General features: G+C 37.5%; 26 protein-coding genes. 17 read left to right on the top strand and 9 right to left on the bottom strand.

Annotated elements, in window-relative coordinates; translation table 11 throughout:
* The first annotated feature begins 157 nt into the window (after positions 1-157).
* From MHI18_RS14605 to MHI18_RS14645, 9 genes are all read left to right on the top strand, one after another.
* Positions 158-1,210, top strand: a complete 1,053-nt coding sequence (locus MHI18_RS14605) for a C45 family autoproteolytic acyltransferase/hydolase (RefSeq protein ID WP_340848381.1) — start codon at positions 158-160, stop codon at positions 1,208-1,210.
* A gap of 96 nt (positions 1,211-1,306) precedes the next feature.
* On the top strand, positions 1,307-2,218 hold the full coding sequence (locus MHI18_RS14610) for a toxic anion resistance protein (protein ID WP_340848383.1): 912 nt from the start codon (positions 1,307-1,309) through the stop codon (positions 2,216-2,218).
* Between the two features lie 3 nt (positions 2,219-2,221).
* Positions 2,222-2,509 (top strand): response regulator, encoded by a 288-nt coding sequence (locus MHI18_RS14615; protein ID WP_340848385.1) that lies wholly within the window; start codon positions 2,222-2,224, stop codon positions 2,507-2,509.
* 415 nt (positions 2,510-2,924) lie between these two features.
* Positions 2,925-3,155, top strand: coding sequence for an excisionase family DNA-binding protein (locus MHI18_RS14620; protein WP_340848387.1), 231 nt, complete (start codon positions 2,925-2,927; stop codon positions 3,153-3,155).
* 25 nt (positions 3,156-3,180) lie between these two features.
* Positions 3,181-3,774 (top strand): exonuclease domain-containing protein, encoded by a 594-nt coding sequence (locus tag MHI18_RS14625; RefSeq protein WP_340848389.1) that lies wholly within the window; start codon positions 3,181-3,183, stop codon positions 3,772-3,774.
* Between the two features lie 107 nt (positions 3,775-3,881).
* Positions 3,882-4,916, top strand: coding sequence for an AI-2E family transporter (locus MHI18_RS14630; RefSeq protein WP_340848390.1), 1,035 nt, complete (start codon positions 3,882-3,884; stop codon positions 4,914-4,916).
* Between the two features lie 251 nt (positions 4,917-5,167).
* Entirely contained in the window at positions 5,168-5,971 is an 804-nt protein-coding gene (locus MHI18_RS14635; protein ID WP_340848392.1) for a basic amino acid ABC transporter substrate-binding protein, read from the top strand.
* A 64-nt stretch (positions 5,972-6,035) separates the two neighbouring features.
* A complete protein-coding gene (locus MHI18_RS14640; protein WP_340848393.1) occupies positions 6,036-6,692 on the top strand; it encodes an amino acid ABC transporter permease in 657 nt (218 codons plus the stop codon).
* On the top strand, positions 6,689-7,411 hold the full coding sequence (locus tag MHI18_RS14645) for an amino acid ABC transporter ATP-binding protein (protein ID WP_340848395.1): 723 nt from the start codon (positions 6,689-6,691) through the stop codon (positions 7,409-7,411). The genes MHI18_RS14640 and MHI18_RS14645 overlap by 4 nt, the downstream gene beginning before the upstream one ends.
* 37 nt (positions 7,412-7,448) lie before the next feature.
* Here the strand turns inward: MHI18_RS14645 and MHI18_RS14650 are convergent, their stop codons facing one another.
* The 4 genes from MHI18_RS14650 to MHI18_RS14665 all read right to left on the bottom strand — a co-directional run bounded on the left by MHI18_RS14650 (position 7,449) and on the right by MHI18_RS14665 (position 10,071).
* Positions 7,449-7,820, bottom strand: coding sequence for a hypothetical protein (locus MHI18_RS14650; RefSeq protein ID WP_340848397.1), 372 nt, complete (start codon positions 7,818-7,820; stop codon positions 7,449-7,451).
* 65 nt (positions 7,821-7,885) lie between these two features.
* Positions 7,886-8,404, bottom strand: a complete 519-nt coding sequence (locus MHI18_RS14655; protein WP_340848399.1) for an acyl-CoA thioesterase — start codon at positions 8,402-8,404, stop codon at positions 7,886-7,888.
* 216 nt (positions 8,405-8,620) lie between these two features.
* A complete protein-coding gene (cidR, locus tag MHI18_RS14660; RefSeq protein ID WP_340848401.1) occupies positions 8,621-9,526 on the bottom strand; it encodes a cidABC operon transcriptional activator CidR in 906 nt (301 codons plus the stop codon).
* Positions 9,527-9,645: 119 nt separating this feature from the next.
* Positions 9,646-10,071 (bottom strand): universal stress protein, encoded by a 426-nt coding sequence (locus MHI18_RS14665; RefSeq protein WP_040373973.1) that lies wholly within the window; start codon positions 10,069-10,071, stop codon positions 9,646-9,648.
* Positions 10,072-10,396: 325 nt separating this feature from the next.
* Between MHI18_RS14665 and MHI18_RS14670 the strand changes: the two genes are divergently transcribed.
* From MHI18_RS14670 to MHI18_RS14690, 5 genes are all read left to right on the top strand, one after another.
* Positions 10,397-10,966: a hypothetical protein gene (locus MHI18_RS14670; RefSeq protein ID WP_340848403.1), complete on the top strand. Its 570-nt coding sequence runs from the start codon at positions 10,397-10,399 to the stop codon at positions 10,964-10,966.
* A 110-nt stretch (positions 10,967-11,076) separates the two neighbouring features.
* Positions 11,077-11,982 (top strand): HD-GYP domain-containing protein, encoded by a 906-nt coding sequence (locus tag MHI18_RS14675; RefSeq protein WP_340848405.1) that lies wholly within the window; start codon positions 11,077-11,079, stop codon positions 11,980-11,982.
* 214 nt (positions 11,983-12,196) lie between these two features.
* Positions 12,197-13,342: an acyl-CoA dehydrogenase family protein gene (locus MHI18_RS14680; RefSeq protein ID WP_340848407.1), complete on the top strand. Its 1,146-nt coding sequence runs from the start codon at positions 12,197-12,199 to the stop codon at positions 13,340-13,342.
* A gap of 24 nt (positions 13,343-13,366) precedes the next feature.
* Entirely contained in the window at positions 13,367-14,518 is a 1,152-nt protein-coding gene (locus MHI18_RS14685) for a thiolase family protein (protein WP_340848409.1), read from the top strand.
* A gap of 21 nt (positions 14,519-14,539) precedes the next feature.
* Positions 14,540-16,096 carry a fatty acid--CoA ligase gene (locus MHI18_RS14690; RefSeq protein ID WP_340848411.1) on the top strand — a complete coding sequence of 519 codons (1,557 nt, stop codon included), beginning with the start codon at positions 14,540-14,542 and terminating at the stop codon, positions 16,094-16,096.
* A gap of 230 nt (positions 16,097-16,326) precedes the next feature.
* Here the strand turns inward: MHI18_RS14690 and MHI18_RS14695 are convergent, their stop codons facing one another.
* The 3 genes from MHI18_RS14695 to MHI18_RS14705 all read right to left on the bottom strand — a co-directional run bounded on the left by MHI18_RS14695 (position 16,327) and on the right by MHI18_RS14705 (position 17,737).
* Positions 16,327-16,503 (bottom strand): YfhD family protein, encoded by a 177-nt coding sequence (locus tag MHI18_RS14695; RefSeq protein ID WP_340848414.1) that lies wholly within the window; start codon positions 16,501-16,503, stop codon positions 16,327-16,329.
* A gap of 100 nt (positions 16,504-16,603) precedes the next feature.
* Positions 16,604-16,729, bottom strand: a complete 126-nt coding sequence (locus tag MHI18_RS14700; protein ID WP_081704814.1) for a YfhE family protein — start codon at positions 16,727-16,729, stop codon at positions 16,604-16,606.
* Positions 16,730-16,828: 99 nt separating this feature from the next.
* Complete coding sequence (locus MHI18_RS14705; protein ID WP_340848417.1) at positions 16,829-17,737, bottom strand: TIGR01777 family oxidoreductase; 909 nt, start codon at positions 17,735-17,737, stop codon at positions 16,829-16,831.
* Between the two features lie 123 nt (positions 17,738-17,860).
* On the opposite strand from MHI18_RS14705, the gene recX reads away from it, so the two are divergent.
* Both recX and MHI18_RS14715 read left to right on the top strand, forming a co-directional pair.
* Entirely contained in the window at positions 17,861-18,661 is an 801-nt protein-coding gene (recX, locus tag MHI18_RS14710; protein ID WP_340848419.1) for a recombination regulator RecX, read from the top strand.
* A gap of 38 nt (positions 18,662-18,699) precedes the next feature.
* Positions 18,700-19,041: a YfhH family protein gene (locus MHI18_RS14715; protein WP_340848420.1), complete on the top strand. Its 342-nt coding sequence runs from the start codon at positions 18,700-18,702 to the stop codon at positions 19,039-19,041.
* Between the two features lie 24 nt (positions 19,042-19,065).
* Here the strand turns inward: MHI18_RS14715 and MHI18_RS14720 are convergent, their stop codons facing one another.
* On the bottom strand, positions 19,066-19,221 hold the full coding sequence (locus MHI18_RS14720; RefSeq protein ID WP_040373957.1) for a small, acid-soluble spore protein K: 156 nt from the start codon (positions 19,219-19,221) through the stop codon (positions 19,066-19,068).
* A gap of 117 nt (positions 19,222-19,338) precedes the next feature.
* Here MHI18_RS14720 and MHI18_RS14725 point away from each other — a divergent pair, with 117 nt between their 5' ends.
* Positions 19,339-19,605, top strand: a complete 267-nt coding sequence (locus tag MHI18_RS14725) for a YfhJ family protein (protein ID WP_340848424.1) — start codon at positions 19,339-19,341, stop codon at positions 19,603-19,605.
* A 37-nt stretch (positions 19,606-19,642) separates the two neighbouring features.
* On the opposite strand, the gene MHI18_RS14730 is transcribed toward MHI18_RS14725, so the two are convergent.
* On the bottom strand, positions 19,643-20,626 hold the full coding sequence (locus tag MHI18_RS14730; RefSeq protein ID WP_340848426.1) for a metal-dependent hydrolase: 984 nt from the start codon (positions 20,624-20,626) through the stop codon (positions 19,643-19,645).
* Positions 20,627-20,869 lie beyond the last annotated feature (243 nt).

Below are 20,869 nucleotides of genomic sequence, written 5' to 3' on the forward strand. Positions count from 1 at the left end.
ACTGGAGCCATTTTTTTATTTGGAAAATGAACTGAGGCGTAAATTATGACCTTCTAGACGGGATTATACCCATCACAGACGGGAATAACTAGTTGTGCTCGAATCCAATCAAAATTCTATTTTTGGTCAATATTAAACTGATAAAAAAGGAGACATTATGAAAATCATTTATAGCGAAATCACTCAATTCCGCGGTAGTCACTTTGAATTTGGGTATAAGCAGGGATTAAAGCTGAAAAATTCAATTTCAGTAAAAAATCGTGAAAATCAGTGGAAGGTGCGTTTACCCAGATTCACCATAAAACCAACCGAAGTTGAACAGGTCTTACATGCTTTTGTACCTGGTATTTGGGAGGAGCTGCTCGGTTTGCAGGAGGCTCTTGCTTGGCCTATTGAGAGAGTTTTACAGGAGTTTGGCGGGTACCGTCTGAACTATGTTCATTCTGGCTGTTCTATTCTAACAGGGTCTGATTTTTTAATTCGTAATTATGATTATCATCCGAAAACATATGAGGGGCGTTACACATTATTCCAACCAAGTGATGGGGGATATGCCATGATCGGTCCAAGCCAGAGGGTAACGGGTCGAATGGATGGAATGAACGAAATGGGTCTTGCTATGGGCTATAATTTTATGAACCGAAAAAACCCTGGAGAAGGCTTTATTTGCTGTATGATCGGCAGAATCATTTTAGAAGCTTGTGCAAGTACACGGGAGGCAATCGCGATGTTAAGGGAAATTCCCCATCGACATTCATTCAGCTATGTAGTGCATGATCAAAGTGGAGCAAACTATATAATTGAAACATCCCCACGCGGTGTGGAAGTCCGTCAATCAGATGCATGTACAAACCATTTTGAAATAATGATACATGAAAATCGACGTCATCTTGTTGACTCAAAGCGGAGACTTGAACTATTACAACAAGAGAAGATTACTGAAGCCTATAAGGCCTTTCGATTATTAAATGACACGGACAAAGGAATTTTTTCAGATTTATACAGCAGTTGGGCAGGAACGATACATACCTCAGGTTATCTTACGAAAGAAAGGAAAGTCTGGTTTGCCTTAGGCGGTGATCGCCAGCCAGTGGAATTTGATTTTGCTCATTGGCTTGAAGGGCATGATTTAAAAATGGATAAAGTAACTGGTGAAGTAGAAACTGATCAACCTTTTCTACATATGGAAAAGGCAGATTGGTTTCAATGAAAAGAAGTACGGTATGTAAGAAGGGAATATAAGCTAAACAGAGAATACCTTATATAGATATAATGCTGCCCTTCGCGGGTAAAGGTTGTGAAAGAAATGAAAAACAAGGATGAATATGAACAGGTCGAGCTGGTTGCTGGTCAACTTGATTTGACTAAACCAAGAATTGTGATGTCATATGGGGTAAACATTCAGGGGAAACTGCTGCCATTTACACGTCAGTTGCTTGAACAAATTCAGTCTAAAGAGGTCAATCAAACCGAAGAAGTCATTAATGATTTAAAGAGGCTGATTACTGAACTGGGACAGGATGATGGAATAAACAATCAATCGTTTCTCCGACGATTGTTTAAAAAGAGTGATTCCCTAACCCGTCAGTTGGTTTCTTATCAAAAAGCAAGTGCAGCAGTTGAACAAGCTCGAGTAAAGTTGGATCGGAGTAAAAACTACCTGCTGGCAGATACACTACTTTTAAACCAAATTTTTACTCAGAATAATGAGTTATACCGTGAACTAAATGTCTATTTAACAGCAGGAGAGCTTAAACGACGGGAATTAATTCGTTCTTTGCCCGAACAAAAACGTCTTGAGGACGAGTTTGTAAAACGTCAGGAAGCAGAGCAGCGGCAGCATATTGTCGAAGTTCTTGATAAGCGTTTATACGATCTTAGAGTCAGCATTGAAATTACGAAACAAAATTCAGTTTTGATTAAGCTGATACAAGGCACAAATGAACGCCTTATCGAGAAAATCCAATCGTCTATTTTAACATCTATACCGCTATGGAGGAATCAAGTAGCCCTAAATATAGCTAATCTTCAAAAGCAGGGAATTATAAATTCTGAAAAAAATGCTATAGAACAGCATAATAAAAAGGTACAAGAAACGCAGAAACAGCTGCTTAAAGGGATCCGAGAAGTGATGGATATTCAACAAGATAGTCATGCAAAACGCACTCAAGCTGAACTAGAGCTGTCAACGTTCATGGTCGATGAAAATAGGATGTGACGTATGTATAAAGTGATGATTGTTGAAGATGATGTAAAGATTCGAACGATGATCGGCGTGTTTTTAAAGAAGTGGAACTTTGAATCAATGATTGTCGAAACCTTCGATCAGGTAGACAAGTTGGTGTTACTAGAGAAACCTAATATATTGTTGATGGATATTAACTTACCGAGTTTCGATGGTTTTTATTGGTGTGAAAGAATAAGAAAACAGCAGTGCGCTGGGCTTGACCGTCTGAAATCTCATGGACATTTTTTAAGTATCTCCCCATTTTTGAACCATTTTTTATAGAGAGGGCTTTCACCACTACGAATTACATCGGAATTTAAAAGGGTAGCTGGTAACAAGATGTTTTCTTTTGAAAATCTGAAAGTCTTCTTCCTTCTTTTTTGTATTTGCCTGTAAAAAAATCCCCATTTTACGCACTCCTTAACAGTTGCACGAGACAACTTAGATTTTCTTTTAACTATAAGTAACTATGGTTAAATATACCATAATTTTTCCTTTCATTTTGCAAAGTCAATCTTACATTTTTGTCATAATTGGAGGGTTTAAAGATTAGTAGTTTTAAAGGATTCTGAGTTGTGTAGAGTATGGTCATTTTTAGAAGAAAAGATTTGTCAAATTTTTAGTGAACTCCAATAGAGATTCACAAGTAATTGCTGTATAGTAATAAGTAGTAAAATGGATTAAAGGAGTGAAGAAAATGTATCTCACAATTCAGGAAACTGCAGACTATTTATCACTCCCAAAAGAGTATATTGAAAGTCTTATTATACAAAAGAAAATACGTACTGTTCATGATGGAGAACAGCTGTTAATTTATAAAGATCAATTTAAAACACATTTAGAACAGCTTGAAAAATATAAGATTTTGGCTGAAGAGTGGGCGAATGAGCCAATACCAGAGGATCTAGATATTAAGGACGAGGATTAATAAAGTAAAGGGTGAGCAGGTTAGAATGATAAAAAAAGTTGGTTTGGTTGTTGATGTGGAAACCACTGGTCTAAGTCCAAAAACTGATGAAATGGTTGAAATTGCGGTGAAACTATTTACCTTTGATCAAGATGGCCAAGTGTTGGATATTCTAGATGAGGATGCTTATTTAAGAGAGCCGCTCTCTGCTTCAGCACGAAGAAACTATGAACAGGCATACCATGTTCATGGAATACCATTTGAGGAAGTAGAAGGGAAGAGTTTTTATGATGTTAAGTTAAAAACTTATTTTCATCGGGCGGATGTCATATTTGCTCATAACGCATCTTTTGACCGCAGTTTTATTTATCAGATGTATCCCGAGGTGAATGACCTATCTTGGCATTGTACAATGAGAGGCGTGCCTTGGAAGGAATATGGTTTTAGTAATAGTAAACTATTAACCTTATTACAAGCTCACTATATTACGGATTATCAGTCACATCGTGCAATGGATGATATCACCAATTTGCTAGAGTTAATGAAACAGCAGGCGCCTAGTGGAAAGACTTATCTACAGCAGGTTCTGACAAAGGGACCAATGCGGAAGTATCAACCAGTCTTAAAAGAAAAAGTGTGAAAACGCAAGGAGAATAATTTCTAGTCCATTTCCTAAAAAGTGTGTAAGATAGATGATATAGGAAATAATGATGATGTAAGATTTGGGATAGGAGATAAAGAAGGGATATGACTGAAATCTGGAATTACTTACATAGTAAAGGTTTTTCAAGACTAATTACGCTGCTGATTATAATTGTATTTTTATATAGTATTGGCAATATGATTCATTTGCTTTTGTTTACCTTTATTTTTACTTTCCTAATGGGAAGGCTCCAAAACTTTATATACCTTCAGTTGAATAAATATATTAAAGTCAATCAAAAGTTAGTTATTAGTATTATATATATGATCTTTGTTTCAGCTCTCGGGATCGTTTTATATAAATACTTGCCGGTTATTACACTTCAACTTACGGAGTTAGTAACCCAAATAGCTCATTTCTATATGAATCCCCCAGATATACCGGTGATTCACTTTATTATTGATACGCTTAATAAACTGAACTCTCCGTTAGATATCCCTAAACAAGTTGGGAATGTATACAACTATTTAACTGATATCGGTAAATTGGGACTACAAATCTTCTTATCTCTCTTGCTTAGTTTATTCTTCTTACTGGAGAAGGATAAAATTGCTCGTTTTACTGCTAAATTTAAATATGGGAAATTTAGCGACTTCTTTATTAACATCGAGCATTTTGGCAGTAAATTCATTAACTCGTTCGGTAAGGTTATTGAAGTTCAATTTTTAATTGCTTTGACAAATGCGATACTATCAATAGTTTTCTTGGCGTTAATGGGATTCCCACAATTAATTGGACTAGGAATTATGATCTTTTTCCTAGGGTTAATACCGGTTGCTGGTGTGATTATTTCATTAATTCCATTGTCAATGATTGCCTTCAGCATTGGTGGTATTACGAAGGTCCTTGCTGTTCTGATTATGATTGTAGTCATTCATGCCCTTGAAAGTTATATCTTGAATCCTAAGTTCATGTCAGCTAAAACGAATTTACCAACATTCTTCACTTTCATTGTTCTGTTGTTCTCAGAGCATTTCTTAGGTATTTGGGGTTTAATTATCGGGATTCCGATCTTCATCTTTATCTTAGATATGCTTGAAATTCCAGAAAATATTGAAAAAGTGCCCAAAATAAAATAAAAGAAAAAGATTGCAGAGAAAAAATTCTCTGCAATTTTTTTGTAAGAATTTTGTTGTCTTACAGTTCTGAAAGGACCTTTATACCTTTTTGAAAAGTAAATAAGGGAGATGGTCTTTTCTATCATTAACCAATCTTTAAAGGAATTTGTTGGAATTTTATTGAATATATAATCAAGAATGAGTATAATACCACTTAAGTAAAAAAAGAATTTTCAGAATAATAATTTTATTTTGAAGCCAGGGGGAACATTATGAAGAAGAGATTAGGGCTGTTTTTAGGGATAGCGATATCAAGTCTATTGCTTGTAACGGGATGTGGTAACTCAGAGAAATCCGGCTCAGATGAAAAGGAAAAAACGTTAAAGGTAGTGACCGATGCTGAGTATCCTCCATTTGAATTTAGGGATAAGGGTGAACTCGTTGGTTTCGATGTTGATTTTATTGCTGCTGTTGCAAAGGAAGCCGGTTATAAGTCCGAAGTTGAGCATGTGGCCTGGGAGCCTCTATTCGATGAAATAAAAAGTAAGCGTGCTGATGCAGCTGTTTCAGCTATTACCATTAATGATGAACGTAAACAAACGTATGATTTCTCTGTACCTTACTTTATTTCGACAAATAAAATTCTAGTTCCTAAGGATAGTGCTATTAAATCGGCAGAAGACCTTAAAGGGAAGAAAGTTGCCGTCCAAACGGGAACAACTGGACAAGCTGCAACGGAATCCATTGTTGGTAAAAAGAATGAGAATATCAAGCAGTTTGAGAATAATAATTTAGCCATATTAGAGCTGAAAAGCGGTGGCGCCGATGCTGTGGTGGCGGATAATGCTGTAGTAGAAGAATATGCAAAAAACAATCCGGATGAAGGGTTTACTGTAGTGGAAGATGCAGTGTTTGAAAAAGAATATTATGGTGTTTTATTTCCGAAAGATAGTAAGCTGATGGAAGAATTTAATAAAGCAATTAACACGCTTTATGAAAATGGGACATATGCAAAAATTTATAAAGAGTGGTTTGGCACTGAACCAGATATTGAAACATTAAAATCCCAACAATAATATTCTGATTGCGTAGCTCTCGTCAATTGGTTACGCAATTTTTTGGCTGAAAGGGAGGCAGACAATGGATTTTCGCTGGGATATCATTATGGAATATGCTCCCTATCTTTGGAAGGGAACTTTATTAACAATCGGCTTGTCATTGATCAGTATTTTAATTGGGACAGTTTTAGGATTAGGTATTGGTTTAGGAAAGATGATGAGAAATAAACTTCTATCCTTTCCATTTAAATGCTATATCGCTTTCTTTCGGGGAACACCTTTATTTGTGCAGATTCTTCTCATTCATTTAGGTGTGGTTCCCTTCTTTACAGGAGAAACAAATGGTGTAATCGCTACAATTATTGCTTTGTCTCTCAATGCTGGGGCTTATATTGCAGAGATATTTCGAGCGGGAATCCAGTCCATTGATAAGGGACAGATGGAAGGGGCTCGTTCATTAGGGATGACACACGTACAAGCCATGCGGTATGTTGTATTGCCGCAAGCATCGAAACGGATGATCCCGCCGCTCGGAAATGAATTTGTGGTACTCATTAAGGATTCGTCACTTGCTGCGGTGATAGCTGCACCTGAACTAATGTATTGGGGAAGAGCGATGGCGAGTCAATATTATCGAATTTGGGAACCTTATTTAGCCGCTGCAGTTATCTATTTAATCTTAACCCTATCCATGAGCTTCTTATTAAATCGTTTAGAAAGAAGGCTTGAGACAGAATGATTAAAGTAGAAAATTTAAAAAAGACATTTGGCAAAAATGAGGTCTTAAAGGATATTAATGTTACGGTTTCCCCATCCGAGGTGGTCGTCGTGATTGGTCCATCAGGTTCAGGTAAATCAACCTTTTTACGTTGTATTAATCAGTTAGAAACGATTACAGGCGGAAAGGTCTTTATAGAAGGTACAAATACAACCGATAAAGGCGTAAATATTAATAATATTCGTACAGAAGTTGGAATGGTTTTTCAACATTTTAATCTATTTCCCCATAAAAGTGTGATCCAAAATGTAATGCTTGCTCCATTAAAAGTAAGAAAAATATCAAAGGAAGAAGCCCGTGTAAGAGGGGGAGAACTACTGAAGAAGGTTGGGCTGTCTGATAAGGCAGAAGCCTATCCTAATTCTCTGTCAGGAGGCCAGAAGCAAAGGGTAGCCATTGCAAGGGCATTAGCCATGGAACCGAAAATCATGCTGTTTGATGAACCAACATCTGCTCTAGACCCTGAAATGGTTGGAGAGGTTTTAGAAGTTATGAAGCAGCTGGCGGCTGAGGGAATGACAATGGTAGTTGTTACACATGAAATGGGCTTTGCTAAAGAAGTAGGCGATCGGGTTATATTTATGGATGATGGGGTAATTGTAGAGGAAAATAGCCCAGTAAAATTATTTGAAAATCCACAGAATGAACGAACTAAATCATTTCTAAGTAAAGTCCTATAATTTTAAAAAATCTCAGTTATTTCTGAGATTTTTTTGTTTACTTTATCACTAAAGCCCCAAGTAAAGATTCTGGAGTCTTTCCGAGGACAAGGAGACTAAGTTTAGCATATCCAATTGATTGAAAAGCAGCAAACAATTTCAGTACCTCTGCAGAATCAGGCAAATCTTTAAATTTTTGAATTTCTTGTTGATATAAATCAAGAACGGATGCGGGAACTAAGGACGGATAATACTGGCTAGAATCTTCATCCAATAAAAGAGACCCCATGTAATGATATTTAAATTGTAGTGTGCGAGTAAGATTAATAATGTGAAGTAGTTTTTCAAAAGTAAGCGGATGGTCTAATTTACAAGAATCTAAAGCTTTCTTTGCCTTTATTAATTGCTCAGAGCTAGAAATCGTTATCATGTTTTATCCCCCTTATTATAAATAGGCAAGACACAAAATGTGTCTTGCCTAGTCAATACCTTAGATTAATAATCCCAAGGCTTAGTTAATGGAATTTTAGCAGCAAGTTCTTTGCTTTTTTTCTTTCTTGCTTTACGAACTTCTGCACGTTCTTGTCCAGTGTTAAATAGAAGCTGTTCTTCTTCGGTTTCTGGCTCAACTTGTGGAACTTTAACAGGACGTTTGTCTTCTCCAAGAGCTACAAATGTTAAAAATGCAGTAGCTGCAATACGGCGTTCACCAGTCATCATATCTTCTGCAATAACTTTACAGAAGATTTCCATAGAGCTTGTACCTGTATAAGATACAAATGATTCAACACAGACAGAATCTGTTTGGTGAATCGGGCATAAGAAATCGATTGAATCTGTTGAAGCTGTAACACATTCTTTAACTCTTGAATGTCTACGTGCTGATAATGTAGCAACCGTATCAAGCTTACGCATTAATACGCCGCCGAAAAGAGTATTATAATTATTTAAATCACAAGTTAAAACTTGATCTGTATTAACAATTCGACTTTCTTTTGCTTTTCTTGTATTCATGATATGTTCCTTTCCTGTTACATCATAGGTGAGGACTACTCAAGTGAGTAAAGTTCAAAATTCTTTTACACTAACTAGTTTACCCTCATCAGTAGGGTAAGTAAAATGGTTAAAATTTATACGAGGTATAGCTTTTATCTATGTAATTGCTTTCATGTATGAAAATTTAGAATATTAAAAGACGGCGCTTGTGAGAAGTACGCCGTCTTTCATGAATTATAGCTTATTGACATCACAACTATTAGGAGAAATGGTTTCAATCATAAAGCGAAGCCATTCTTTAGCGGCGTAGGATAAGTATTGCTCTTTACGCCAAATAATACCTAAATTCCAATCTAAAGAAGGGTTCGTTATTTCTACTGCTTGAACTTGATTGGACAATTGCTGGCAAATACTTTCTGGCAGCAGGGCAACTCCCATTTTACACGCAACTAATTCCTCAATAAAATCCCATCTTGAGCTCTCAGACATAATTCTAGGATTAAAGCCTGCTCGATTGCATGAAGAGATGATTAAATCGCGCAAAGCATATTCTTTATTAAACATGATGAAATTTTCATCTTTTAAGTCAGCTAATTGTACTTTTTGTTTGCTGGCGTAGGGATGTGTTGGATGGAGAATTAGTTTTAAATCTTCCTTTATAAAAGAAACGTGATGGAAGAGGTTTGGATTGGTCGGTAACATGATGATTCCAATATCAAGGGAATCGTCCGCAACTGATTCTTCAATCTTTTTTGAACCATCCTCGATAAGCTGGAAGGTAATGTTAGGGTACTTTTGGTGAAAGCGGCCAATGAGCTTTGGGAAAAAAGTGGAGTCAATAATCGGGGGTAAACCAATTCGGATATGTCCTTTTTTTAGTCCTAGAAGATTATCCATCTCGGTTTCAAGATTATTAAATGCTTTATTAATTAACAAAGCTTGTTCATAAACAACTCTCCCTGCATCGGTAAGTGAAAGTTTTTTACCAGAGCGATCAAAGAGTTCGACACCAAGATCATTTTCGAGATTTTTAATCATTTTACTTATCGTAGGCTGCGTAATAAATAAATGGTCGGCTGCACGAGTGAAGCTATTATAGTTCGCTACTTCAATAAAATATTGTAAATGCTTGATATCCACTGTAGTTCCCTCGCTTCTCTATACACTAACCATTATTTTAACCGAATCAGCAGCCCTTTGTAAACGAGTCAGAGTTGACACTAAAAAAAGCCTGGCGGCTGCCAGACTCGAATGTATTATTATTTCACTAGTAATACAGGTACAGGTGAGTTTTGGACAACATAGTGACTAACACTGCCGAGAAATTCCTTAATACCGCTAAGGCCACGGCTGCCCATGACAATTAAATCACAATCATGTCTTTTGGCTTCCTCAAGGATTGTATGAATAGATGATCCTTCTCTTAAAAATACCTCTGTCTTATTTGGGAGAACAGCCAGCTTCTCCTCAGCTTTTGCTAAAATTTCTTTTCCATACACATGTATGGAATCTTTGATTTGAGCAATTAAATGGGCGGAAACAGCATAATTAGCAGGCATTGTGACAGAATGGACGACATATATTTCAATTTCAGGTTTTCCTTTTGCTAAATCAATTGCTTGTTCCAATGATTTAAGAGCCAAATCAGATTCATCAAAGGCAACTAAAATTTTTGTAAAGGTCATTTCCATCACCAGTCCTTTTATTTAGACTTGAGCTTTATATATTAATTATACCATTTTGGAACTGTCGATTGCTGTAGCTCAACCAAGTTTATGGTAACTTTTTGTGTATTTTATATTAAATGGCATAAATAAATTAACTTTCAAGCCGATAGAAAAGATGTTGGATAGTGTATTTCTTCACTTTAACATCTTTTTTTTGTGTGTGAACTAGTCTAAAATACCTTGTTTTTTTACAATATGTTCACATTAGTAGAAAGAAAGATGTAGAAATATGCAGAAGTACAGTATACAATGGAAAAAAATACAAATATATAGGGGGATAACAATGTTTAAGAAAAGTGCAGCTGTTTTATTCGCCCTTTTTCTCTCATTTACGTTCGGTTCGGGCGCATTTGCAGCAGAAAATGGCGATACCCAAAAGGCTTTAGATTTAATTGACCAAGCAAATGTTTTAATTGATGGAGAAATTGATAAGACAGTGGTAGAAGCGGAAACCCTGCTTAATGCGTATATTAAAGATATTAGTAAAGTAAAAGGAACAGCAAAGTTAGGTTCTCTATACTCAGAACAAATGAAGTATGAAGAAAAACTACGTGCTGCAGAAGATGAAAGTAAAAAGACAGAGATTAATCAAAAATTAGACAGGATCTCTTCTGAAATTGCACTTGTAGTTGAAAAGTTAAGCAAGGAATCAACATACTTCTCAGAGCGCACTGCTCAATACCAAAGCGAGCTTGATACATTAATCAATGTTCTAGATATCTTAACAAGACAAATGACAGCTGATGCAATTGCTCAAGCTGCAGAACTAGGTGTAACAGCTGAATGTTCATGGAAATATGTAAAAATCGGTCATAAATGGGTGTGGATTGACCCAATTAAAGTCGTTACTTGACAAGAAAATTATGTAATATTATTCCCTAATAAGGTATAATATATAAAACGAGTTCTTTGCCAAATGGACACGGAACTCGTTTTTATATTGCTGTAAAAGGAGTTCTGGATGTGGAAGGTTTTAAATTGTTTAAAAACGGTTCTTTTGTAGAAAAAATCCATGAATATTCTAATCAGCTTTTTTTATTAGAGCGAAATGATAATGTTGATATTATGCTCCAGACTGTTTATAAAGATAAGTTATTTTATCTTTACCCTAGTGAAGATCCAAAAGTGTTGGAGTTTATTTATATATTACGCGGAGAAATAGAATGTGACCAAGACGGACAAAAAACGATGCTGGGTCCAAATGATTATTATTCAGCTAGAGGGTTGAAAGACCCGGTATATTTTATAGCAAAAACAGATGTCACCTATTTATGGATTAGCACAGAACCAATTTTTCAGCAGCTTAGTGCAGACAGTGCGAATTTAAGAAGTATGGTAAGAAAAGTGGAACAAAAAGATCCATATACTTTCAGACATGGTGAACGAGTTACTATAAACGCTATTAAAATCGCCAAGAAATTAAATCTTAGTACCGAAAGATTACTAGATTTAGATCATGCATCTGAACTTCATGATTTAGGTAAGATTAATACTCCTATTGAAATTTTAAATAAACCTGGGAAGCTTACTAAAGAAGAATTCGAGATAATAAAAAAACATCCTAGTGATGGTGCAAATATAGTTTTGGAAACAACTTATAATTATATAGCACCAATCATTGAACAGCATCATGAACGTTTAGATGGTTCAGGATATCCTCGGGGTTTAAAAGGTCATGAAATTCTGCTTGAGGCGAAGATTATTGCTGTTGCTGATACATTTGATGCGATGACAGAAGACCGTGCTTATCGTAAGGCGTTCCCTCCTCAATTTGCAATGGATGAACTGAAGCGGCTTTCAGGTACGCACTATGAACCAGAAATTGTAGATGCTCTTGAGATTATCTTGAAAGAAGAAGGTATATTATGAAGAGCGCTATCTTCGATAAATTTATATAACAAAGCCCTCTAGTAATTTTAACTAATGCTAGCAGGGCTATTTTTTTATCTTCCATATATGGAATAAATAGGGTGATAAACTTTTTAAAATTTGGTACTATTAGAGTCAAAGTAATACGTTGTCGGTCTTATATTTTTTTTGCAGTATAGAAAGCGCTTACAATAATACAAAGGAGAATGATTGAGTGAAGCATCCGTATCTGACAGAAGAACATCATTTATTTAGAAAATCATTTCGAAAGTTTCTTGAGAAAGAGGCATATCCTTTTTATGAGCAATGGGAAGAAAATCGAATCATCCCGCGGACATTTTGGGAGAAGATGGGTGAGCAAGGCTTTCTATGTCCTGATTTGGATGAGCAGTATGGCGGGTATAGCGCTGACTGGGGATATTCAGTGATTATCAATGAAGAATTAGAAAGAGTCGGCTCAGGTTTAGTTGGGATTGGGCTGCATAGTGATATTGTAGTTCCCTATTTATCTTCCTTTGGGACGAAGGAACAGAAGCAGCGTTGGCTTCCAAAATGTGCTTCAGGTAAGTTGATTTCAGCCATTGCCATGACTGAACCAGGAACAGGATCTGATCTCGCTAACATCAAGACGACGGCTGTACTTGACGGTGAGAACTATATCTTAAACGGCCAGAAAACGTTTATTACCAATGGGATTCATGCTGATTTAGTGATTGTAGCTTGTAAAACAGATTCGAATGTTGTTCCTAAACACAAGGGAGTTAGTCTACTGGTTGTGGAAAGAAGTGCGTTAGGTTTTTCTCGGGGACGAAAATTAAATAAGGTTGGGTTACATAGTCAGGATACAGCAGAGCTTATTTTTGAAGACTGTATGGTTCCCAAACAGAATTTACTTGGTGAAGAAGGTAAAGGGTTTAGTTATTTGATGGAGAAGCTCCAGCAAGAGCGACTAATTGTAGCTATTAATGCTCAAGTATCAGCAGAAGAAATGTTTAATGAAACGATGAAGTATGTGAAAAGCCGTGAAGCGTTTGGAAAGTCTATCAGTGAATTCCAAAATACGCAGTTTAAGATGGCTGAAATGGCAGCGGATATTGAAATGGGCCGCGTGTTTCTTGATCAATTAATTGCAAGGCATTTGGCGGAGGAGAACATCGTGACAAACGTTTCTATGGCTAAATATAAACTTACGGAAACAGCGAGGAAGATTTCTATTGAGTGTATGCAGCTGCATGGCGGATACGGTTATATGGAGGAATATAAAATTGCGAGAAGATATCGTGATATTCCAGTTGCTAGTATCTATGCTGGAACGAATGAAATTATGAAAAAGATTATCGCTAAGAATATTGGCTTGTAAATTAGAAAGAAGGGGAGAGATTAGATGCGTGAAGTAGTAATTGTAGAAGGCTTAAGAACACCTGTAGGAAGAAGAAATGGAGTATTTAAGGACTACCGCCCAGATGATTTAGCTGCAGAAGTGTTAAAGGAACTCGTTAAGAGGACAGGAATTGATTCAGGAATGATAGAGGATGTCATTCTTGGCTGTGTTTCTCAATCTGGGGAACAAGCGGGGGATATCGCTAGGGTAGCAGCTTTGATAGCTGGATACCCAATTGAAGTCCCTGGTACAACCATTGATCGCCAATGTGGGTCAAGTCAACAAGCTGTTCATTTTGCTGCACAGGCAATTCTTGCTGGTGATATGGATGTCGTAGTTGCAGGTGGTGTGGAGAATATGTCAAGAGTTCCTATGGGTTCTAATTATCAAGGAGCTGACCGCAGTCCAAAGCTGAAGGAGAAATACGAACTGATCAATCAAGGTGTTTCTGCGGAACGAATTGCTGAGATGTATAACTTGACTCGTGAAGAGTGTGATCAGTTTTCAGTTGAGAGTCATCAAAAAGCATTGCGTGCTCAGAGTGAAGGCTACTTCCAAAAAGAGATTATTCCAGTATCCATCCTTAATGAAGATGGGGAAAAGGTAGAAGTTACAGAGGACTCAGGACCTAGAGAGGGAACATCGCTTGAAGTTCTGGCGGGGTTAAGAACGGTTTTTAAAGAAGATGGGTTAATTCATGCTGGAAACTCAAGTCAGATTAGTGATGGTGCTGCGGCTTTATTGCTTATGGAACGGAGTAAGGCTGAAGAGTTAGGCTTGAAGCCAAGGTTTAAGGTTCATACTCGAGTAGTTGTCGGTTCTGATCCTACCTTAATGTTAACGGGACCGATCCCAGCAACAGAGAAAGCTCTCCAAAAAAGCGGATTAACGATAGATGAGATAGATATCTTTGAAGTAAATGAAGCATTCGCGCCAGTTCCACTTGCTTGGTTGAAGGAAACAGGAGCGGATCCCGCCAAGCTCAATCCAAATGGTGGAGCTATCGCATTGGGTCATCCTCTTGGAGGCAGCGGGGCACGTCTGATGGTATCTATGATGCATGAATTGGAACGTACAGGCGGACGCTATGGTTTGCAAACTATGTGTGAAGGAAATGGAATGGCAAATGCTACGATTATCGAAAGGTTAAACTAAACTCGGTAAGGGGGAAGCTGAATGTCAGAAACAATCGGGCAGCTATTTGATCAAACGGTAGAAATATTTCCTAACAAGGAAGCATTATATGATGTGCGGAGAAATCGCAGGTACACCTATAGCGAGTGGAATAACAGGGTAAATGCCCTTATTAATGCGTTAGCAGCAGAAGGCGTGAAAAAAGGCGACCGGGTATCTACTTTTCTATTTAATAATGAAGAGCTGGCTACTGCCTTCTTTGCCTGTGCTAAGATTGGTGCGGTCTTTAATCCGATTAACTTTCGATTACAGGCAGAAGAAGTCGGCTTCATTTTGGATGATGCACGCCCTAAAGTGGTTTTATTTGAAGAAGCATTAGCCCCGGTTGTAGCGGGTGTGGAGAAGCGTTTTCCAGAAACGGCCTTTTGGTATATTGATGAGGATGTCCCCGAGTATGCTGCAAGCTATCAGGTGAAAACAGCCTCGGCACCTACTTTTTATCCCCAAGAAGAGATAACAGCTGACGATTTATATGCCATTATGTATACGAGTGGAACCACAGGAAGGCCAAAAGGGGTTATGCATCTTCATAAAGATATGGTTTCTCAGAGTAAAATATTAATCGAAGCGTTTAAGTATAATGAAGAAGATATAGGGTTGATTACAGCACCCATGTTTCATTGTGCAGAACTGCATTGTGCGTTCCTTCCACGGGTTCAGAAAGGAGCAAAGAATGTAATTCTCCATCAATTTAATGCTAAAAAGGTTCTTGAAATTATTGAACAAGAACAAATCAGCATCTTTTTTGCCGCCCCGACGATGTGGAATATGCTTCTTCAAGAGGATTTGGCTAATTATCAATTAGAAAGTTTGAAAAACGGATTATACGGTGCAGCGCCAATGGCACCAAATCTTGTTCTAGCTTGTGAAGAGAAATTAGGGGTTTCCTTGAAACAAGCCTATGGAATGACAGAGATGGGCCCTGCGGTAACGCTGCTTTTGGCAGAGGATCAAATACGCAAAGCAGGTTCTGCTGGTAAGGTCTGTCCAGAACATGAGTTAATTATTGTGCGACCTAATGAAGAAGGCCCTTCTGAGCCGTCAGATGTTTTGTCTGCAGGTGAGACAGGAGAAATTTTGGTTAAAGGCCCTTGTATGATGAGCGGCTATTTTGAACGTAAAGAAGCAAGTGAAAAAGCACTCTATAAAGGCTGGTATCATTCAGGGGATATTGGATACCTTGATGAAGAAGGCTATCTTTATGTGAAAGACCGCGTGGATGACATGATCATATCCGGCGGCGAAAATGTGTATCCCAGGGAAGTTGAAGATACACTTTTTGGTCATGAAGGGGTACTAGATTGTGCCGTTATTGGTCAGCCAGACAGTCACTGGGGTGAAAAAGTGATTGCTTTTGTTGTAAAAAAGAATCCAGCATTAACGGAAGACGAATTAGAATCTTGGTGCAAAAACAGCGATGCCTTAGCTAATTATAAACGCCCAAGAAACTATATCTTTTGTGAAGAGTTGCCGCGAAATGCGAGTGGTAAAGTTCAAAAGTTCATGCTCCGTAAACGTATGGAAGACGTGAGTATTTAAAGACAAATTTAATAACCTATCCACAAACAAACACATGTTAAATTAATGAATTTTCTGAATTATCCACACTGTCCACAGAGTTATCCATAATATACAAATAATAGTAGTGGATAAATAGGCGAGCGTAAGTCTTTAGAACTAATAAACTTCAAACTTATCCACATTACACACAACCGTTAAGGTGTTAATAAAAAAAAACCAGGTGCAAAAGATGCCCTGGTTTTTTCCGTTTATTTCTTTGCACGTTCGTCCGCGGCTTTGGAACGTTGTTGAGCAATAATGTCATCCCGATCAGCTAGTTCTTGAGAAAATTCAATGTCACGTCCATCACTCTTCATACTTGTTGGATCTTTGAGCAATTTCTGTGTGTTCTCAATTCGCTCTAAGTGTATTTTGTTTTGTCCCATTCGACAACACCCCAAACAAGAATTTGAAATGATTGAATCATCTCTTCTTCAATTTCTCCCAAATTGTAGGGTTTTATCACAGGGAATTAAAACCAAGATTTTAGCGGCGTCCTTTTTTCTCGGTAAATCCTCCAGCACGGTCTGCTTTTCTAAATTCGCGATCATAAAGTACAGATTGAGTTGAGTTTAAGGAATTTTTCATTTTATCACGCTTTTTGCTGTCCATCTTTTCATCTCCTTATGTGAGCTAGTCCTAGTAAAAATTGAATCGGGATGTCTTTCTATTCCTATTTTTTCCACAGGTTGGATAATCATACTCAGTTTATTATTTTTTTAGTAAATCATTCAGGGCCCCGTTCAATGTTGGGTAGCGGAAGGGATAATGAGAGTTTTCTAGTACTTGTGGGTGCACCTTTTGTCCTTCCAGCACGAGTATACTCATTTCTCCTAAAACGATCTTTAGAACAAAAGCCGGTACTGGAAACCAGTGAGGTCGATTCAGCGTTTTACTGATGGTATGGCCAAATTCCCTCATTGTTACTTGTTGTGGTGCAGTGAAATTCACAGGGCCAGAGATTTCAGAATGATGAATACAAAACAAAATGGCTCCTGCAACGTCTTGGATATGTATCCATGAGAGTATTTGCCTGCCGTTTCCAATGGTTCCGCCGGCAAATAGCTTGTAAGGCAGTATCATTGTAGGCAGTGCTCCCTGCGTTTGACCAAGAATTAGTCCAAATCTGGTAAAGACGACTCGATGGCTGAAGGCACGTGCTTTTCGAGCCTCTTTCTCCCAAAGTTGAACGGTTCGCGAAAGAAAATCTTTTGCCGTAGTTTCTTTATCTTCAGTAAAAGTTTCTTGCTCCGAAGTACCATAATAACCAATTGCACTAGCATTAATAACTAAGTCTATCTTCTGTTTAAAGGTGCCCAATATGCGATTCATTTCCTTAGTTGTTTCAATACGGCTTTCTACAATTCTCCGTTTTCTATCCTTTGTCCAGCGCCCGCTGTTTAATGATTCTCCTGCGAGATTAATAAAGATATCAAGCCCTTTAAGATCATTCTCTGGTACGGCATTTTTATTAAGCCACTTTATATAGTGAAGATTATTTGTCTGAGTGTATTTTTCTGGGTTACGAGTCAGTATATAAAGGTCATGTTCTTCTTTAAGCAAAGCGTCTATAAGAGCAGTTCCGACAAAACCGCTGCCGCCTGCAATAGCAATTTTCACGCACCATCACTCCTTTATTTGGTAGTAGTTTACTATCATTGATGTTCTATGTCATTTAATTCGATTTAAATCAAGATAACCCTTCTTTAGAATGTGGTAGAGTATCAGTAGGGGGTGATGTTGATGGCAGTCATTTCAAAAATTTCAGTCCAAAAAAAGAGGCTGGACCGATATAATATATTTATTGCTGATAAATATGCCTTTAGTGTAGACGAAGAGGTTTTAATAAAGTTCGATTTAAAAAAAGGTAAAGAAGTAGATGAATTTGATCTTGCAGATATTCAAATGCATGATGATATCCAAAAAGCTTTTACGCAGTCCTTACATTATTTATCACATCGAATGCGCTCTGAATCTGAAGTTCGCATGTATTTACGAAAAAAAGAAGTAGATGATGCGATTATTCAAGAAGCTATTCTTAAGCTCTATCATTATAAATATCTAGATGACCTTGAATTTGCCCGCGCATTTGTAAGAACACATGCGAATGGGGGAAATAAGGGCCCTATCGTTATACGCCAGGAATTAAAGGAAAAAGGAATTAGTGAGAAGCTGATTGAAAAAGCTATCCTTGAATACCCGATTGATCTTCAGATTGAACATGCCCGACAGCAGGCTGAGAAATCAATAAAAAAAGAAAAAAACTTATCTGAGCGATCTCTTCAGCAGAAACTGGATCAAGTTTTAATGCGCAAGGGCTATCCTAGAGATATTATTGTCGCGGCATTGCAAGAGGTGACGGTTGAGAAGGATAGCGAGGAAGAATGGAATTCATTAATTTATCATGGAGAGAAATTAGAACGGCGTTATAAGGCTTACCAGGGCTTTGAATATGAACAGAAGATGAAACAAGCTTTATTCCGAAAAGGCTTTCCCATGGAGCTGATATCGAGGTATTTAAACAGAGATGAGTACTTTGAATAACGTATTGTGCTATATTTTAAAAATGAGGTGAAGAATGAATGGAAGAGAAGAGATATAGTCAGTTGACTCCATATGAATTGCAGCAGGAAATTGCAGGACTTCATGAAAAAGCACGTAAAGCAGAACAGCTCGGAATGGTTAATGAATATGCAGTACTTGAACGTAAAGCCATAATGGCTAAATCCTATTTACTTAACCCCGAGGATTTTAAGCCAGGAGAAATTTATCAAATTGATGGAGATCCTGGTGCTTACTATAAGATTGAATACTTAAATGGGATTTTTGCTTGGGGTTACCGTTTAAGCGGGGGTAGAAATGAAGAAGCCCTTCCTATTTCTATGCTGATTGCTATGAAGGAATTAAAAGAAGCCCAGGAATAATACTGAGCTTCTGAAAAAACTAACCTATTCTGTTCTTTCATTTGAGGCTTTCATTCGTTCTTGTGGATGAGTATTAGTTGATCCATCTGCTCGTTTAGAGGCATAGGCTGGTTTAGCTCGTGGTTCGCCTTCAAATTTATTGGTAGATTGATTAGGGAAGTTTTTAGCTTTGTTCCTCATGGATTACATCCTCTCACGTTTTTTAGTTCTTTGTTTGTACTATTAGTATAAGCAGTAGAGTGGCAACTATGAGAAAAACCGAAGGAAAAATACTGGAAAGAAGAAAGGAGGATTATTGTGAATGACTATCAAGAAAGACTGACCAAACAGTTATTAGACATAAATGATCAGGTATCCTATCAACAGGCATTAACTTGGGTAGAACTCTTATGGGAAGATTTTGAAGCTACTTATGCGAAAGCAGGTTATAAATACGCAGGGGAAGAAATGACATCAAGGGTTGTTTCGCAATGGATTGATAATCATGGGAAAAGCCTTCACGAGTTTTTAGCCAATAACCCTAAATATGAGCACTTATTGAAGCAGCAAGACAAATTTCATTAAAAATGAAAAACAGGGCTGAATCAACGGATTCAGCCCATTAAAATGGAATCAAATTAAGTTTTTTTCGCAGTTTCGCTTCACTGAAAATCCAGCCTGTAAATGAGTTTTTGATACTTAAATCATTACGGTCAAGATGAACCACAGCAACAAACGGATAAAATCCATTACTACGATAGCGCAAATCGATAAAACGAACTTCAACATAATCCTCAAGCATTTCTATTTCCCAACGGTATACTGGTGAAAATGACAGAAAAGCAGCCAAGTTAATATCGGCCTTAGCAGCATGAAGAATCTCGCTTTCAGGCAATGGAATACGATCGAATGTATCGAGAATAGTCACATAGCCATTTTCTGAAACGGCTACGTAATAGTTCTTTTCACTTGTTACAGCAATTCTCCATCGATGATACCGCATCGTCGGTGAAAGAGTAATCTTCCGTGCGTCAGGAATTTGCTGCCGGACAGCTCGTTTAACAAGAGCCTGTTCTCGGAAACGCGCAATATAATAAATAAAAATAAACAAATACATGGTCAAAAATGTGTAAGTGGGCGGGAATCCAAAGCCCCATAATGTTAATCCGGCAACATGAATGCCAAAGATAAAGGGATCAAAGGTATTAATGACCCCTAGAGCCACCCAACGAGAAGAAATGGGTCTCAATGCCTGCGTTCCATATGCGTTAAATATATCCACAAAAACATGGAGAAAGACAGCAAGAAATGTCCATAGCCAAAGATGGAGCAGATTTGATTCTGGAAATAAAACAAAAATGAAACCAGAAATTAGAAGCGGCCAAAGTAATACAGCCGGAATGGAATGAGTAATTCCTCGATGATTACGTATATAAACAGCATTATTTTTTAATTTAAGAATTGTATCAATATCGGGCGCTTGTGATCCGAGAATGGTTCCCAGCATCACTGCCTGTGCAGTAACCGAACTATCTGAGATAACAGGGTCTATGGCAGCAAGCCCTCCAAGTGCAATTCCCATAACAAAGTGAGTGCCAGTATCCAAAAAGAAATAACCCCCTTATCTAGCAGAATTCAACATGTTTCAACATTAATCATATCGCACTATGAAAAACAAACCAAATTAAATTATTATGAATTATTTTGTCCTTGAATTACACTTAATACAAATACACTAAAAATATATCACTTACTGCGATCCCACTTATTAAGGAAACAGTAATTCACCATACTTCTAAACGGGCGGCTTCCGCTTTTCTTTATTCTAGCTACAGCAGCCAAGCTCACT

It is taken from the genome of Peribacillus sp. FSL H8-0477 (assembly GCF_038002765.1).
Classification (GTDB): domain Bacteria; phylum Bacillota; class Bacilli; order Bacillales; family DSM-1321; genus Peribacillus.

Bases quoted from the DNA above. Each gene is read 5' to 3' on its own strand.
- MHI18_RS14630 (WP_340848390.1), top strand. From the start codon at position 3,882: ATGACTGAAATCTGGAATTACTTACATAGTAAAGGTTTTTCAAGACTA.
- MHI18_RS14670 (WP_340848403.1), top strand. From the start codon at position 10,397: ATGTTTAAGAAAAGTGCAGCTGTTTTATTCGCCCTTTTTCTCTCATTT.
- MHI18_RS14650 (WP_340848397.1), bottom strand. From the start codon at position 7,820: ATGATAACGATTTCTAGCTCTGAGCAATTAATAAAGGCAAAGAAAGCT.
- MHI18_RS14685 (WP_340848409.1), top strand. From the start codon at position 13,367: ATGCGTGAAGTAGTAATTGTAGAAGGCTTAAGAACACCTGTAGGAAGA.
- MHI18_RS14665 (WP_040373973.1), bottom strand. From the start codon at position 10,071: ATGACCTTTACAAAAATTTTAGTTGCCTTTGATGAATCTGATTTGGCT.
- MHI18_RS14615 (WP_340848385.1), top strand. From the start codon at position 2,222: ATGTATAAAGTGATGATTGTTGAAGATGATGTAAAGATTCGAACGATG.
- MHI18_RS14655 (WP_340848399.1), bottom strand. From the start codon at position 8,404: ATGAATACAAGAAAAGCAAAAGAAAGTCGAATTGTTAATACAGATCAA.
- MHI18_RS14635 (WP_340848392.1), top strand. From the start codon at position 5,168: ATGAAGAAGAGATTAGGGCTGTTTTTAGGGATAGCGATATCAAGTCTA.
- MHI18_RS14700 (WP_081704814.1), bottom strand. From the start codon at position 16,729: ATGGACAGCAAAAAGCGTGATAAAATGAAAAATTCCTTAAACTCAACT.
- MHI18_RS14620 (WP_340848387.1), top strand. From the start codon at position 2,925: ATGTATCTCACAATTCAGGAAACTGCAGACTATTTATCACTCCCAAAA.
- MHI18_RS14695 (WP_340848414.1), bottom strand. From the start codon at position 16,503: ATGGGACAAAACAAAATACACTTAGAGCGAATTGAGAACACACAGAAA.
- MHI18_RS14610 (WP_340848383.1), top strand. From the start codon at position 1,307: ATGAAAAACAAGGATGAATATGAACAGGTCGAGCTGGTTGCTGGTCAA.
- MHI18_RS14645 (WP_340848395.1), top strand. From the start codon at position 6,689: ATGATTAAAGTAGAAAATTTAAAAAAGACATTTGGCAAAAATGAGGTC.
- MHI18_RS14720 (WP_040373957.1), bottom strand. From the start codon at position 19,221: ATGAGGAACAAAGCTAAAAACTTCCCTAATCAATCTACCAATAAATTT.
- MHI18_RS14605 (WP_340848381.1), top strand. From the start codon at position 158: ATGAAAATCATTTATAGCGAAATCACTCAATTCCGCGGTAGTCACTTT.
- recX (WP_340848419.1), top strand. From the start codon at position 17,861: ATGGCAGTCATTTCAAAAATTTCAGTCCAAAAAAAGAGGCTGGACCGA.
- MHI18_RS14690 (WP_340848411.1), top strand. From the start codon at position 14,540: ATGTCAGAAACAATCGGGCAGCTATTTGATCAAACGGTAGAAATATTT.
- MHI18_RS14625 (WP_340848389.1), top strand. From the start codon at position 3,181: ATGATAAAAAAAGTTGGTTTGGTTGTTGATGTGGAAACCACTGGTCTA.
- MHI18_RS14715 (WP_340848420.1), top strand. From the start codon at position 18,700: ATGGAAGAGAAGAGATATAGTCAGTTGACTCCATATGAATTGCAGCAG.
- MHI18_RS14640 (WP_340848393.1), top strand. From the start codon at position 6,036: ATGGATTTTCGCTGGGATATCATTATGGAATATGCTCCCTATCTTTGG.